Source organism: Aquibacillus rhizosphaerae (genome assembly GCF_030282825.1).
Taxonomy (GTDB): Bacteria; Bacillota; Bacilli; order Bacillales; family Amphibacillaceae; genus Aquibacillus_C; species Aquibacillus_C rhizosphaerae.
Genome location: NZ_JASTZU010000058.1, coordinates 120,004 through 135,328, shown reverse-complemented (window position 1 = coordinate 135,328; position 15,325 = coordinate 120,004). Strand labels below are relative to the sequence as shown.

Below are 15,325 nucleotides of genomic sequence, written 5' to 3'. Positions count from 1 at the left end.
GAGTTATTGGACAATGGAGATGTTGCTGGCGCGATCAATACAATTTTTAATGATCCTTGGTATAGATGTGTTATTTAAGGGAAGGTGGAGTACATAGGATAGCTTTTTATGGTGCTCTATGAAACTTAAATCAAGAATAGACGGTTGGTTAAGTTCATCAAGTTATTTATTTTTAACATTTCATCCAAAATAGTTTTTATAGTATCAAAAGTAATATTTGTAATTTGGAAATTTTTAAAAGGTGGATCCTGTAATTTCATTCATTCATTGTGATAATGTGAAAGGGTTGAGAAAGTTGAGGCATCTCGTTTTTGTTTACGGAACATTGCGGAACAAAGAGGATAATCATCATTATTTAAAAGATGCGACTATGGTGTCTAGCGAATGTTGGACGTATGGAAAACTCTATGATGTAGGTTGTGGTTATCCAGCGATGATCAATGACAATCATAATAAAGTATATGGGGAATTATATGAGGTAAATGATAAAGAGTTAAATCAATTAAATGAATTAGAAGGTTACGAGGAAAATAATCCAGAATCAAATCTTTATGATCGAGTTGTAAAAGAAATTTATACAGAGGGAGTAACTTATCAGGCATTCACCTATATTTTTACCGCAGAACAGATTAGTGAATTGCTTGAAATTAAGAGTGGAGATTGGTCGTCACATATAAAGAGTTTCAGAATATAAAAAAACAGCTCTTGTACAGAGTACAGAGCTGTAAGGTTATAAGTTAATACTACATTAAGTCATATACTGATTCTTCAAAATAGAGCCAGTGAAAATATTCGATTTGCTCATCTGACATCGAAAGAACGTCTTCCTTGCTGAATTTGTTTTTGTCTAGTAAATGTTCTGTCTTAAAATTTCGTTCTATTTGGCTCATGATAAATCCTCCTTATATACCTCCTATAAAAGAAGTGTATATTTATTGTAATCGCTTTCTTAATTTCCTTATCTTTATTATAAATCTCAATATGAGATTAAACAAATACCTTTTTGAGATAGGTTTTAAGTGAAGTTATATATATTTTGAAATAAATAGATTAAATAATTGCTTATAATTTGCTTATAACCATGTGAAAGCTATTTTGAAGATACAAAGCCATCAAAAATTCAAAAGGATTGATTAGGTTAAGTGTTCTGAGAAATAAAAATTGAATATTAGACTACAGGTTTCTTGGATTCGTTTTAGGAGAATTAATCTCAAAGTTAGATTATGATGATAGGAGAACAAATTTTAAAAGATGGAGTGAACTATATATGGTAAAACGAGTACAATTAGGTAAATCAGAATTGTATATTAATCCAATTGGTTTAGGTACTAACGCAGTAGGTGGGCATAATCTATACCCTAATTTGGATGAAAACGTGGGGAAAGACCTTGTTCGTACAGCTTTGAATAATGGCATTAATTTCTTAGACACCGCCTACATCTATGGTCCTGAACGATCAGAGGAATTGGTTGGTCAAGTAGTTAGAGAAGAAGGTAAGCGTAAAGAGGCAATCATTGCAACCAAAGGTTCACATCAAATAATTGGTGATGATGTCATCATGGATAATTCTCCTGAATTTTTGGTACAAGCAGTTGAAAGTAGTTTAAAACGACTTCAAACGGATTATATTGATTTGTTTTATATTCATTTTCCAGATGTTGATACACCAAAAGCAGAGGCAGTTGGCGCATTAAGTAGATTAAAAGAAGCTGGAAAGATTAGATCAATTGGTGTTTCAAACTTTTCCATCGAGCAGTTAAAAGATGCTAACCAAGACGGTTTTGTAGATGTTTATCAAGGTGAGTATCATTTATTACAGCGTGATGCTGAACAAGAATTACTACCTTATACGAAGGCAAATGGTATATCTTTTATTCCATATTTCCCATTGGCATCGGGTTTGTTGGCAGGTAAATATACGAAAGATATGACGTTTGATGACCTTAGGAAAAACATGCCTCATTTCCAAGGAGAGGCATTTGCCAAAAATTTAGAAAAAGTGGAGCAAGTACGTAAAATAGCTAATGCAAGAAATGCAGAAGTAGCACACGTGGTACTTGCTTGGTATTTAACACATGAGGCTATAGATGCGCTTATCCCGGGTGCAAAGAACGCAGACCAAGTATTAAATAATTTAAAGACATTAGATGTTACTCTGACTCAGAGGGAAATTGAAGAAATTGATCAAATATTCAGCTAGATTTTTATGTTAATCAGGTTGTCCTGACACATTGTCAGGGCAATTTTACATATTTAATGAGCATAAAGAAGGAGAATAATGAATGAAAGATATACAGAATTTTTTATCTCAATTTCAAAAAGACATGAACTGGCAGATTAGTGGGGATAATTATGAGGAAGATAGAAGTTCTTTACTAAATAATTACATGTTATTAACAACTGAAGTTGCTGAAGTAGCTGAAGAAATGCGTTCTATGTTTAATGCTACAGCAAGATATAGCCATGAATATAGTAGTGTAGAAGAGGCATTTGATGTTGCAAAACAAGAGCATAAAGAGAACCTCGGTAAAGAACTATCTGATTGTATTGCGTATATTGTTAAACTTGCGAATTACTTCGATATTGATTTGGAAACAAGTATTTATTCAAAAACGTCTGAAGTGAAAGGACGCATAAATAAAGATCAATAGTTGTGAAAAATACATAGAACTTAGAAATCCTGAAGGAAATTATTATATGGAGGATGACATGAGTATATTAGTTATTGTAGCACACCCATCAATGGATGAATCTCGTTTAAATGCCTACCTAGAGCGTTCTATTCTAGGTGCGGCAGACATTACGGTGAACAATTTATATCATCGATACCCAGATGAAAAAATAGATATTAAAAGAGAACAGCGTCTATTAATGGAACATGAACGAATTGTTTTTCAGTTTCCAAATTATTGGTATAGTTATCCACCACTCCTGAAAAAGTGGTTCGACCTTGTATTAGAGAGAGGTTGGGCTTTTAAAGGGGGATATGCGCTTGGTGGAAAAGAGTTTGGTGTGGCATTGAGTTCCGGGTTCACAACTGAAGATTATCGGTTTGATGGACTACATCGTCATTCCATTGAGCAAATAATGGCACCTTTCTATGCCACTTGTAATTTTATTCGTACAAAGTCCTTACCAATATTTAATACATTTGAAGATGAAATGAAAACAGAAGCGGATCTTGAACAGCAAGCTGAAAAATATTTATTATATTTAAGAAAAGCATTTACGTTTCACTATAATTCCTAAAGGTATTGAAATTGCTTTAATGTAATTACAAACAGCTCTTACGTAAGCGTAAGAGCTGTTTGTAATTACATTAAATCATATACTGATTCTTCAAAATAGAGCCAGTGGAAATATTCGATTTGCTCATCTGACATCGAAAGTACGTCATCTGCATTAAATTTGTTTTTTTCGACCAAGTGATCTGTCTTGTAGTTTCGTTCTATTTGGCTCATGATAAATCCTCCTAATATACCTTCTTTAAAGAAGTGTATATATATTGTTGTAATCGCTTTCTTTAGCTTAATTTCATTATACATCTCAAAAGTAGATTATTCAAATATCATTTTGAGATAGGTTGTTAAGAAAGTGATGTATATTTGTGATTCATTATAAAATAAAAAAATAACAACAGATACACGATTTGTTAAGAGCTTCAGCTTGCAAGATTAGCTCATGAAAAACTGTCGGAAAAAAGGAGAATGAGTTTTATTCGTTTTGGAAGGTTTATATTCCAAAGATGAAATTCAGTTTTCTAATAAGATGTTGAGTATAGTACTATCAGACTCTCCCTTGTCAAACACGCTTACAAAGAAAGAATTTACTATTTAAGCAAGCAAGATGATAGTAACGGGAAAATTTCATTCGTCTAGAGTTAAAACAAACACACTCTGAATCTAGATAAATTAATTACATGTATTGGATTCCTATGACTTAGCTGTTATAGGGATTTTTTTGTAGTTTTTTTAAAAATATGTAGTGTTTTACTTTTTGATTACGTCTAATATGACAGAGGCTAAAAGGATGGGGGGAGAGTGTCATTGAAGACGAACAATTAATTCGAAAAATTATTACGGGCAATGATCAAGCATTACGTATCCTTATTGAACGCTATAAACACCATGTATTTAAGATTACTTACAGTGTCGTACATGATCAACAGGAAGCAGAAGACCTTGCTCAAGACACGTTTATCAAAATGGTTGATGCTCTCCCTTCCTATCAATTTCAAGGCTTTAAAACATGGTTAAGTCGTATTGCATTACATAAAGCAATTGATTTTAAACGAAAAAAAGCGCGGAGGCGAGAAGAATTAACAATAGCAGAACATGAATTTCATTTAAGTATAGGAGAAAGTTCTGAAGATGTTTTATTGAAAAAAGAAAAAGTTGATTTGATTAGGCAGTCGGTTCAACAAATGCCGGAGAAATTACAATTAACAGTGAAATGTTTTTATTTAGAAGGTCTATCTTATACGCAAATAGCTGAGCGATTAGAAATAGAAGAAAAGACGGTTGAGATGCGCTTATACCGAGCAAGAAAATGGTTGAAATCGAAATGGAAGGAGGAAGATATGTGATGTCACATATAAGTCCAGAAAAATTAAGCGATTATATTACTAACCTACTAAATCAAAAAGAGCAACAAGCTATCGAGCTGCATATTCATTCATGTGATGTTTGTTTAAGCGAATACCTTGATGTAATCGAGAATCAAACGTTAGATGTCAGTTTATCAGAATCGTTTACAGATGTAACAATGGATAAGATGAATCATCATAAGCAACGAAAAGAAAAAATTCAACGTTCTTCTAAGCTTCCAATAAACAAAACACTAACGCACTATGTTATTGCTGCAGGGTTAACACTATTACTTATGCTAACTGGCGTATTTCAAGGGTTCTTAGATATGACAAATTCAACGAAGATAGAAGAACATCAGTCGTTTACAACACAGTTCATGAATAACAAAAATGACATACTTGATTATATGGAGGGAGACGAAAAACAATGAAAAAGTCACCGTTTTTAGCGTTCATCTTAGCATTTATTCCCGGTTGTGGCCATTTGTATATAGGAAGAAAAGGTCGCGGGGTAGTCTATCCAATTTTGTTTTTTGGGTCTATTTTCTTGGCCCTAGCATTCGGTTTTATTATAGGTGGGAACCCAGTGTTTATCTTTATAGCTTTAGGAGGACTAATCTGGGGAATAAATATGCTTGATATAATTATAACATTAATAGCACGTTCTCAAGTCACCTCGTCAACAGTTCCACAACACAAAGTTAATGAGGGAGATAATAAGCAATTTTTAAGTTCTGATTTGGATGATAATAATCAGCAAGAACGTTTTTATACGATATTGTTGTCATTTATCCCAGGTGTCGGTCACTTTCATATGGGTTTAAATCAACGAGGTTTAACTTTATTAGCAGGTTTCTTTGGTATCATAACGATGGTTTTCTTTGTCAGCGTACTAACGAGCAGCGTATTTTTAATATTTTTATTGGCTTTACCGATCATTTGGATCTATAGCTTATTTGATGTCATACAACTGTTAAACAAAAAACAAGCGGGTGAACCGTTACAGGATAAAACGATTATGGATGATTTTAACAATCTTCGAGAAGAAGGAAAGAAAAGTAAAATGTTGGCTACCCTATTGTCGATTTTTCCTGGTGCCGGTCATATGTACTTAGGTTTGCAAAAAAGAGGGCTGCAGTTAATGGCGGGTTTTCTGTTATCGATTTATATTTTGGATGTACTAAGGTTATCACTCTTTCTCTTTTTAATCCCAATTATTTGGTTTTATAGTTTTTTCGATGCACTTCAGCGCGTAAATCGTGTCGATCAAGCAGAGTTAGAGGATGTACCCGTTATTCGTTATTTAATTAATCATCAAAAATGGTTAGGAGTGGGTCTAATTTTATTAGGTTGCTTTTACCTTTTTGATACAATTATGTTACCGACACTATCTTATTATTTTCAATCAACATTTCAACTTGATATTCGTTATTATTACAATCAATATTTTCAAATTTCGCTGGTCAGTCTTTTATTTATATTTGGTGGCTTCAAATTGATAATAGGTTCAAAAAAAAGTAAGGAGGAGAGTAAATGAGACAATGTCGAGTTGGCACGATTTCGATGGGAATGGTGTTAATTATTCTCGGAGTTGTCTTATTAGTTTCTCATTTTAATGGGTTGGATGTTCTTAAGATAGCGATGGCATGGTTTCCTATCATTCTTATCGTACTAGGAATTGAGATTATCTGTTATTTGTATGTATCAAAACAAGAACAGCCAATTGTCAAGTATGATCTGTTATCTATTATATTTATCGGTTTCATAGGTAGTATTTCGATTATAATGTATGTTGCTATATCTAGTGGGTTATTGTCGACTATTTCAGATACGGTTAATGCGGAAAGTGTAGAAGGTGCCCTACCAACGATTGATTATAGCTTAGGTGATGAAGTTAAGCGTGTGGTGATAGAACCTGCAGATGTGCAAATTTCTATCGAGACTAATACTTCAGATACACTTAATATTTTTGGAACGTTTGAGGCAAATGTGGTAAATTCACCCACAATTAAACCTGAAAATATTGCTTACATTGTAGAAACCGGGGACACGTTACATATTAAATTGCTAAAAGCACGAACTAGTGAAAAGTTGATTGGTAATCACTTTCAACAATTTAACTTTCTAATCTCGGTACCAAATGATGTAAATGTAGAAGTAAGAACAACCGTTCAGAAAGTGCATATGAAGATGGATGAGTTACATGCTAACTGGTTTGTTGAATCTGCAGACGAGGTATATGTTAATAACTATAACGGTTCCAATGTTGAATTTTCTGCTTTAGTGAATTCCATTAATAATATGGATGATTTATCATGGGATAAACAAATGGAACAAGAAGGTTCGGAAGGCTATCAAACACCGATTCAGATAGAAAAGGTTTTTGGCACTGGAAAAAACAAACTAATTTTTGATGAAATAGAATATCTAATCATCAGAGACTAATAAATAAAACAAGCAGCTTTCCCTTCCAAATAATCAAAAGGAAAGCTGCTTATTTAAATTCTTAAAAATATGTGAAGGCGGAATAGAAATAGATGAAAGAATCATAGAAATAATGTTAAAATAGTAATGTATATTAATCAATTTCATAATACCAATTTTGTCGTCACTACAACAATAAATAGTTGGATAAAACCATCTCCAAACTATTTATTGTTGCAGATGACTGAATAAGGTAATTATGAAATTGACTCATATAATATAGAAAACAACAGTAGACCAACTAACGTGGAGGTAAACTATGACCCTTGTATCCATTGATTTCGAAACCGCCAATAGATATCGTTTTAGCCCTTGTGCCATTGGGATTGTAACAGCTAATGAACAAGGAGTTGTAGACGAGTTTTATAGCTTAATTAATCCCTTAACGGATTTTGAATCACATAATATTTTTGTTCATGGAATTACAGAAAGAGATGTAGTAGATGCGCCTACTTTTGAAGAATTATGGCCGACGATAGAACCCTACCTAAAAAATAATATTATTATTGCCCATAATGCGAGTTTTGATATGAGTGTTCTAAGAGCATCATTAGATCGGTTCGAGTTGACCTATCCTGAATTAGAGTATTTATGTTCTGTTCAAATATCTAAGCAAGCCTGGCCAGGATTACCTAATTACAAGCTTAATTCGCTCGCTGATTTTATCGGGTTTCAATTTGAACACCATCATGCTTTAGAGGACTCTAGAGTAGTTGTGCACTTATTGTTAAAAGCAATGCGAGATCATAATGTATCTGATTTAAGAGAATTGATTGCATTACTACAAATATCATGTGGAAGAGTGTTTGAAAGGAATTACATAACACCCAAATTGAAACGAACAAAACAGAAGAAGATGAGAACTTAAATCATAGTAGGTAAGTAATTGGTCGAAAAGCTGATAAGTTCAGTATAATGTGGAGGTGTGACTAATGACCTGTAAGGGATGTTCGGCATCTGTGGTTGTTTCAGAAGAAGAAATTGATAAACTTATAGAAGAGCAATTGCAGTTTGAAATAGACATTGCTGACGATGAATTATATAAATATAGACTAGATTTTTGTAAAGAGTGTCCATCACTTTTATATAATACAACATGTAGTCATTGTGGGTGTTTCGTGAAATTCAGAGCAAAGCTTGCATACAAAAGGTGCCCTTACCCTTCAGGAGCAAAATGGTGACAATTAATTAAATGATCATTTAATTAATTGTCACGTTTGAAAGAAAATCAATTGTAATGATTATTCTCTTGTTTTAATGATGGTTTAGTGCTTAAACTAGCTTCATCAGAATACTCCGTTTTCCGTTAGTGCGCATCAGTCTATAGATGGATTTTTATTCAATAATAAAAATTAGTCAGACTATGTACGACGATTTTAGGATATCATAGTTAACTAGAATTTTAATGAGAAAGGCAGCGAACTAGATGGAAATAAACTATACATTAACGAAAGATGATTATATTAATTTTAATCTTTACCATGCGAAACACTCAAAGAGCATTCAAAAAACCTTGTTTTATCTAAGGGTGACCGCTCCAATTCTTTACCTCGGGCTTGCTGCTGTTTTTTCCTTCATAACGGAAATACCGATATTGGTAACGTTGGTTCCGTTCATAGTAATAAGCATTTTGTGGGTTGTTTTTTATCCTAGGCTCTTTTATGGAACAATAAAACGAAACGCATATAAGATGATTAAAGAAAGTGAAAATGATAGCTTACTAGGAAAACATCAGATGAAGGTAGATGAAGCAGGTATTATTGACAAAACAACAAATGGTCAAACTTCAGTGAACTGGTCGGGTGTTGTGAATTTCGCAGAAGAAAAGGATTATTATTTTATTTATATTGGATCGATTAATGCTTATATCATACCGAAAAGATATTTACCCGGACAAAGTTTGAAACAGTTTGATGAAACAGTAAAGCTTCACATACCATCATAACCCTAAATAAAATCAGGTGAATATTCCTCTTTGGGATTTTTACCTGATTTTGCTTTTATGAATGGTGAATTTACAAAATTCAACATTTTTTAAGATTTTCATGATTTTTTTGTGAATGTAATTTATAATGTAAATATGAATACGCTTTCACATAAGAAAAGGTGGGATTATTTTGTCTAGGAATTTGTACATAGCATTATTTACATTCATTTTTTTTATAGCATTCATCGTTAGACAGTATTTTTCTTTAGTAGGTAATATCATTTTTATTTTAGTGTTTATTGGTGTTATTGTTTTTGAGCTGTATCGACGTAAAGATCATTCAGAGTCAGAGGATTTAGCAATTCAATTAATAAGACAAAGAGATTTGCGAGATACAAATGAGTGGAATGAAATTAACCAATCTAATCCAAATATGGCCTATATTTATGATGAGTTTAGTTCAACGATAAAGAACTTTCAAACATCAGTTCATGAAATAAAACGGTTAACTAACGTCGTTATTGAAACGGCAGATGAATCATCTCATATAGCTAAATCAATGACAGAAGTGAATCTTTCTGTCTCAAAAGGCGCACAACAACAAGCTGACGATGCAGAGCATAGCAATCGTTCTACAGTTGATTTATCAGAACAATTCAGACATATGCTTTTAGCGATTGATTCCATGGATGAAGGAATAATTAAATTACAAGACTTAAAAGATCAAGGAAATGTTAAGTTATCCAATACGATTCAATCGGGTCAAGTGACCAAACAAGAATTGGTACATGTAATCAAACAATTAGAGAAACTAAAAGAAAGTGTAAATCAAATTAATAGAACAACTACTGTAATTAATGACATAGCTGCTCAGACAAATTTGTTATCACTTAATGCATCGATTGAAGCTGCTCGAGCCGGGGATTCAGGGAAAGGTTTTGCTGTTGTTTCAAATGAAATAAGAAAGTTATCCGATCAGAGTTTTATTTCCGTTTCGGAAATTGAAGAAGTAATCAATGTAGTTAATCAGGAATTTACATCAGTTGTAGATTCCATTCAAACTACGTATGAAACGTTTGAAATTCAACAAGATACGATTCAAGAAGTGAACACGGCTTTTGATAATATTAACGATAACATTGGAAGCCTAGCTAACAGGCAGAAAAACATTCGGGAGCATATGTCGGTACTTGATAAAGCTAGAGCAGACATTGTGGATTCGATAACAAATATTACAGGTGTTGCACAAGAAACAGCGGCATCGACAGAAGAAGCTGCATCGTTAAGTATGCAACAAGAACAATCAAACAAAGTGTTATATGACTTATCGACCACGTTACAAGATGTAGTGGAGAAGGTCGGAACATCGGTTGAACAGTATAAGGTAGAAACAGTAGCGAAGCGAATAAAAAGGATTGGATTTGTAAGTAACCTTCAAACAGGCCATTCCTTTACTTCTCAAATGATTGAAAATGCTAGAAAGATGGCTTGGAAATATGGGTATGAGTTTGTAGATAAACATGCAAATGATTTCAGCTTAGAAGAGCAAATCAAAACGATACAACAATTGAAACGAGATGGGATAGATTTTTTAATTCTAATTCCTTCTGACTTAAAGAAACTGGCTCCAGTTATTGATGAACTAGATCGATGCAATATAAAGACAATTTGTGTAGATTCTGATGTACCAAACAGTAAACGTATAGTTTCTATAGGAACAGATAATTATGAGGCTGGCATTAATATGGGCAATCTCATTGCAAAATCCTTACAAGGAAAAGGCAAAGTGATTTTAAGTGCTACGAATCAATATCAAGAAAACCTTATGCTTCGTATCAAAGGTATACAACAAGTGCTAAAAGATTATCCGAAAATAAAATTATGTGGTGTACAAGCAGGTTTTAACGATTATAATCAACGGCTATTGGATTTAGAGAAGTTGATAAATACAAATAAAGATGTTGATTTAATTGCAGGTGTGGATAGTGACTTTGGGAATATTATTTCGATTTTTGTTAAATCAAACAAAACAATGAGACTGAAATTTATTGGTTTTGATAATAACCCAGAAAATATTAGCTATTTAAATCAAGGATTGTTAGAAGCTGTTGTGTCTCAAAGACAACTGTTATTCGGCGAAATTGCAGTTAAGTGTTTTTATGATATAGAATCAGGAAAACAGGTGAAAGATAAAGAGCTTTTGAGCACATATGTAATAAACAAGACCAATGCAAAAGTGATTCAATCAAATAATGAACAAAGTAAAGTTGCAAATTAAGAAAAGTCTAGACTTAACCCCCTTTTGATTTCAAGAAGGGGTTTTTAAATGAATTTGTACATAAACTAAAATAAAGATTAAATGGTAAGATGGTACTATTAAAGTAAAACTAGGAAATAATAGTGACCACTTAGCAATTTTAAAAGGGTGGTAATCATGAAAAAACACTTTATTTTTCTTAGTGTGGTATTCTTTGTTGTGTTTTTATTTTTTATAATACCAACATTAGACAAGGATAGTCCACCAGTAAAAGGATTAGAGGGGACTAGTACAATGAAAGAACAATTAGACCGTCTTATTCAAAATGAATCGACTTTAGATGGGGCCATCATAGGTATTAGTATTCGCTCTGCTTCTACAGGTGAAATTATCTATGATCATATGGGTGCTACTAGGATGAGAACAGCATCTAATATGAAACTATTGACGGCAGCGGCTGCACTCTCTAAGCTGGGTGAAGCTTATACGTTTTCAACTGAGCTTACTACAGATGGGGAAATAACAGGTAATACACTAGAAGGTAATCTTTATTTAAAAGGTAGAGGTGATCCAACTCTATTACAGGAAGACTTCGTTGAAATCGCTAAAGAGCTTAAAAAAAAGGGAGTAAAAGTAATTGATGGAAATATTAATGGTGATGATACCTGGTATGATGATGAACGGTTATCTCCAGATTTAGTATGGAGTGATGAGCATTTTTATTATGGAGCACAAGTCTCTGCTTTAACTGCTTCGCCAAATAAAGACTTTGACGCTGGTACTGTTATTGTTGATGTTCTACCAGGAAGTTCGAAAGGGAAGAAGGCAGTAATAAATATTTCACCAAACACATCCTACATAAAAGTTATTAATAATACGAAAACTGTCGCATCGGATGAAGAGGAAAATTTAATATTTAATCGAGAGCATGGGACAAACACATTTGTTATTGAAGGGAATATTCCAATTCAATCTGGGAACGTGAGGGAATGGATGGCGGTTTGGGAACCTACTGGATATGCATTAGAGTTATTTACTCAAGCTTTGGAAGATCAAGGTATTTTATGGACAGGTAATATAAACTTCAATCCTTCACCTGAAGATGCAAACATCATCCATTCTGATAAATCGATGCGTTTATCTGAGCTATTGATTCCATTTATGAAGCTAAGTAATAATGGTCATGCAGAAATACTCGTAAAAGAAATGGGAAAAGTAGAGACAGGAGAAGGTAGTTGGGAAAAAGGATTAGAAGTAGTAGAGAAGGAAGCTGCAAAGTTAGGAGTAAATACAGATTCATTAGTAATACGAGATGGTTCTGGTATTTCACATGTGAACCTAGTTCCTGCTAATGAAATTTCAAAGCTATTGTATTCCGTTCAACAAGAAGTATGGTTTGAATCCTATTTGGAATCGTTACCGATAGCAGGTGAAGAAAACCGTAATGTTGGAGGGACGTTGCGTCATCGTTTAAAAGATACTGCAACACAGGGGAACGTTAGAGCAAAGACAGGAACAATCTCTACTGTTAGTTCTTTATCAGGCTATGTAAAAACAAAAAGTAATGAATCGTTGATTTTTTCTATATTAATTAATAATTTATTAGATGAAGAAGATGGACCGTTCATTGAGGATAAAATTGTTTCCATTATAGCTAATCAATAAAAAAGTGACACTACGTAGAAACGGTGGTGTCACTCTCTTATTAAATGTTTAAATTAGAGAGAAAGTATAACCTTCTTCTCTAATTTTGGAAATTAACTCAGGTAAGATTGCTACTGTTTGTTTTAGCTCATGTAATAGAATAATCGCACCGTCTTCCAAATGGTCAATGACATTTGTGATGATTTGATTTGGATTATCTTTTAATTCCCAGTCGAATGAAGCAACACGCCACATGACAGGAGTTAAATGTAGTTGTTGAGCTGCTTTGATTGTATTTCGATTGCATTGACCAAAAGGTGGTCGAAACAGTGTTACTTCAGAGTGAATAGTTTGTTCAATTACTTTTTTACTACTTTCTATATCATGCAGCTGTTGTTGAAAGGTTAAGGTCGTCAAATTTCGATGTTTCATTGAGTGCGTTCCAATTAAATGGCCTTCATCTAAGGTTCTTTGCCAAGGTCTTTTGGCGTATATCAGATGAGATTGCCAAAAGAATACCGCTTGAACTCCTTCTTTTTGAAGTATGTCTAGAATTATTGGCAACATCTTACTTGGACCATCATCAAAAGTTAATACGACGGACTTCTTTTTGCATGGTTGAATTGTTGTTAAAATATTCGTGTCATTAGAGTCGTACACGACCCTTTTATTGTTTACTACTCAAGGAGTTTTTATCATATGAGTCACACCTTTTTAACATAGCATATTAATTTGGATTGAATCTTTTTACAAAAGCTAGGGGCGCCTTCGAAACAAGTAAAACTCTTGTTTCGAAAGGGTCTGGTAACCTTTATACATAGATGTTTGACTTAAGACCTAACCAAACGCTGGAGCTAGAAATCCAAAATTTTCTCAGCTCTTAAAATAATTACGTAGTAACTTTTTCTTTTATAGAATGATACGTATCATTAAATTGTTTATCTTTGAAATCCTCGGGTATTCCATCAAAAATTACTTTTCCATCTTTTAAAGCAACTAGACGTGTTGCGAAACGCCTAGCAAGTTCAAAGTCATGCACATTAATTATCGTTAACAAACGATGGCGATTATGCATTTCCTGTAATAGGGTGAAAATGTGGTTTGATGTCCCAGGGTCAAGACTCGAAACTGGTTCATCACCAAGTAATAGTTTTGGTTGCTGCAAGAGCGCTCTGGCGATACCAACCCGCTGTTTTTGTCCTCCACTAAGATGTTCAACTCTACGATACATTAAATCATTTAGCCCTACATCTGAAATAACTTGTTTTGCTCGTTTTACTTCCTCATCTGTAAACCAACCAATTAAATTTTTAAATGTATTCCGATAACCAAACATTCCGGTTAATACATTTTGTAGAACACTTAACCGAGGAATTAAATTGAAATGTTGAAAAATCATGCCCATTTCTCTACGAACATTTCGTATTTGTTCCTCTTTCATAGTGGAGATGTCTTGGTTATTCCAGGACACAGTACCAGTCGATGGCAATTGAAGTCCGTTAATACAACGAATCAATGTTGATTTTCCGGCACCGCTTTGCCCTAAGATACAAACGAACTCTCCTGTTTGGAATGTTAGGTTGATGGAAGATAATGCATCTTCTCTGCTTCCACGATAACGAACTGATAGATCCTTAATTTTTAACAAATTCAATCACCCCCTAAATGATTTTATTTCTTACGTAGCTGCCAAACAAATCGACAACGATAACAATGATCATAATAATCAAAACATCGAGTGATACAGAAGAATATTGGAAGGTCTTGAAGTCATTGAAAAGTCGTTGACCAATTCCTCCACCACCAATAAACCCTAAAATCAAAGATGTTCTGATTGCCACTTCAAACCGGTAAAAATAATGTGATAATACGTTCGGCCAGATTTGTGGAAGAATACTGAAAAGATTAGCAAAACTTTTTTTTGCTCCCACTGCTTTCATGGCTTCCTGAGGACCTGGGTCAGCAGATTCTATTAACTCTGATACCAGTTTTCCGAGCACACCTACGTTATGAAACATTATAGCTAAAACGGCTGGAAAGGGCCCTAAGCCAAGTGCTGTAAGTAAAATTAATCCAAATACGATTTCGGGAATGGATCTTATAAAACTAAGCGTCACCCTTGTAAAATGAAACAAGTACTTCGATGGGGAAGTGTTTTTGGCAGCTATAAAACTAATTGGAATCGCTATTAATAGTCCAAAAAAACTTCCTAAAAAAGCCATTGCTAATGTTTCAAGACTATCTTGAATCATAAGGGGGAGCTTTTCATAATCCATGGGAAACCATCTTGATAAAAAGTCGATCATATTACGGAAATCTTTAAACTTGGATAAATCAAATTCTGTCAGTCTCATGCTGATAAAGACAAACAGAGAAAGTATTATTAATGTAAGAATGTTACGTCGTTTAAACCACATGGATGATC

At 33.6% G+C, this 15,325-nt stretch carries 18 protein-coding genes; 13 read left to right on the top strand and 5 right to left on the bottom strand.

From position 1 onward, the window contains the following. Positions 1-295 precede the first annotated feature (295 nt). Positions 296-694 carry a gamma-glutamylcyclotransferase family protein gene (locus tag QQS35_RS17730; protein WP_285933565.1) on the top strand — a complete coding sequence of 133 codons (399 nt, stop codon included), beginning with the start codon at positions 296-298 and terminating at the stop codon, positions 692-694. A gap of 49 nt (positions 695-743) precedes the next feature. Here the strand turns inward: QQS35_RS17730 and QQS35_RS17725 are convergent, their stop codons facing one another. Further along, a complete protein-coding gene (locus QQS35_RS17725; RefSeq protein ID WP_285933564.1) occupies positions 744-890 on the bottom strand; it encodes a BH0509 family protein in 147 nt (48 codons plus the stop codon). A gap of 377 nt (positions 891-1,267) precedes the next feature. Here QQS35_RS17725 and QQS35_RS17720 point away from each other — a divergent pair, with 377 nt between their 5' ends. The 3 genes from QQS35_RS17720 (at position 1,268) to QQS35_RS17710 (ending at position 3,249) form a co-directional block, all read left to right on the top strand. Next, positions 1,268-2,200: an aldo/keto reductase gene (locus QQS35_RS17720; RefSeq protein ID WP_285933562.1), complete on the top strand. Its 933-nt coding sequence runs from the start codon at positions 1,268-1,270 to the stop codon at positions 2,198-2,200. A gap of 82 nt (positions 2,201-2,282) precedes the next feature. After that, positions 2,283-2,651, top strand: a complete 369-nt coding sequence (locus QQS35_RS17715) for a MazG-like family protein (RefSeq protein ID WP_285933561.1) — start codon at positions 2,283-2,285, stop codon at positions 2,649-2,651. 58 nt (positions 2,652-2,709) lie between these two features. Further along, the gene (locus QQS35_RS17710; protein ID WP_285933560.1) at positions 2,710-3,249 is read left to right on the top strand and encodes an NAD(P)H-dependent oxidoreductase; all 540 of its coding nucleotides are present in this window, start codon (positions 2,710-2,712) and stop codon (positions 3,247-3,249) included. Between the two features lie 65 nt (positions 3,250-3,314). On the opposite strand, the gene QQS35_RS17705 is transcribed toward QQS35_RS17710, so the two are convergent. Continuing rightward, entirely contained in the window at positions 3,315-3,461 is a 147-nt protein-coding gene (locus QQS35_RS17705; RefSeq protein WP_285933559.1) for a BH0509 family protein, read from the bottom strand. 584 nt (positions 3,462-4,045) lie between these two features. Here QQS35_RS17705 and QQS35_RS17700 point away from each other — a divergent pair. From QQS35_RS17700 to dacB, 9 genes are all read left to right on the top strand, one after another. Continuing rightward, on the top strand, positions 4,046-4,585 hold the full coding sequence (locus QQS35_RS17700; protein WP_331490856.1) for an RNA polymerase sigma factor: 540 nt from the start codon (positions 4,046-4,048) through the stop codon (positions 4,583-4,585). Further along, entirely contained in the window at positions 4,585-5,019 is a 435-nt protein-coding gene (locus QQS35_RS17695; protein ID WP_285933558.1) for a hypothetical protein, read from the top strand. Before QQS35_RS17700 ends, QQS35_RS17695 begins: the two co-directional genes overlap by 1 nt. Next, the gene (locus QQS35_RS17690) at positions 5,016-6,125 is read left to right on the top strand and encodes a DUF6677 family protein (RefSeq protein ID WP_285933556.1); all 1,110 of its coding nucleotides are present in this window, start codon (positions 5,016-5,018) and stop codon (positions 6,123-6,125) included. Before QQS35_RS17695 ends, QQS35_RS17690 begins: the two co-directional genes overlap by 4 nt. Next, the gene (locus QQS35_RS17685; protein ID WP_285933555.1) at positions 6,122-7,033 is read left to right on the top strand and encodes a hypothetical protein; all 912 of its coding nucleotides are present in this window, start codon (positions 6,122-6,124) and stop codon (positions 7,031-7,033) included. Before QQS35_RS17690 ends, QQS35_RS17685 begins: the two co-directional genes overlap by 4 nt. Before the next feature lie 298 nt (positions 7,034-7,331). Continuing rightward, positions 7,332-7,940 (top strand): 3'-5' exonuclease, encoded by a 609-nt coding sequence (locus tag QQS35_RS17680; RefSeq protein ID WP_285933554.1) that lies wholly within the window; start codon positions 7,332-7,334, stop codon positions 7,938-7,940. 64 nt (positions 7,941-8,004) lie between these two features. Beyond that, complete coding sequence (locus QQS35_RS17675; RefSeq protein WP_285933553.1) at positions 8,005-8,253, top strand: DUF6171 family protein; 249 nt, start codon at positions 8,005-8,007, stop codon at positions 8,251-8,253. A 245-nt stretch (positions 8,254-8,498) separates the two neighbouring features. Continuing rightward, complete coding sequence (locus tag QQS35_RS17670; protein WP_285933552.1) at positions 8,499-9,017, top strand: YcxB family protein; 519 nt, start codon at positions 8,499-8,501, stop codon at positions 9,015-9,017. Positions 9,018-9,189: 172 nt separating this feature from the next. Next, entirely contained in the window at positions 9,190-11,277 is a 2,088-nt protein-coding gene (locus QQS35_RS17665; protein WP_285933551.1) for a substrate-binding domain-containing protein, read from the top strand. Between the two features lie 156 nt (positions 11,278-11,433). Further along, a complete protein-coding gene (gene dacB / locus QQS35_RS17660) occupies positions 11,434-12,921 on the top strand; it encodes a D-alanyl-D-alanine carboxypeptidase/D-alanyl-D-alanine endopeptidase (protein WP_285933550.1) in 1,488 nt (495 codons plus the stop codon). A gap of 48 nt (positions 12,922-12,969) precedes the next feature. Here the strand turns inward: dacB and QQS35_RS17655 are convergent, their stop codons facing one another. The 3 genes from QQS35_RS17655 to phnE form a co-directional block, all read right to left on the bottom strand. Next, the gene (locus tag QQS35_RS17655) at positions 12,970-13,560 is read right to left on the bottom strand and encodes a polysaccharide deacetylase family protein (protein ID WP_285933549.1); all 591 of its coding nucleotides are present in this window, start codon (positions 13,558-13,560) and stop codon (positions 12,970-12,972) included. A 229-nt stretch (positions 13,561-13,789) separates the two neighbouring features. Next, a complete protein-coding gene (gene phnC, locus QQS35_RS17650; RefSeq protein WP_285933548.1) occupies positions 13,790-14,548 on the bottom strand; it encodes a phosphonate ABC transporter ATP-binding protein in 759 nt (252 codons plus the stop codon). Positions 14,549-14,561: 13 nt separating this feature from the next. Next, positions 14,562-15,317, bottom strand: coding sequence for a phosphonate ABC transporter, permease protein PhnE (phnE, locus tag QQS35_RS17645; RefSeq protein WP_285933547.1), 756 nt, complete (start codon positions 15,315-15,317; stop codon positions 14,562-14,564). Positions 15,318-15,325 lie beyond the last annotated feature (8 nt).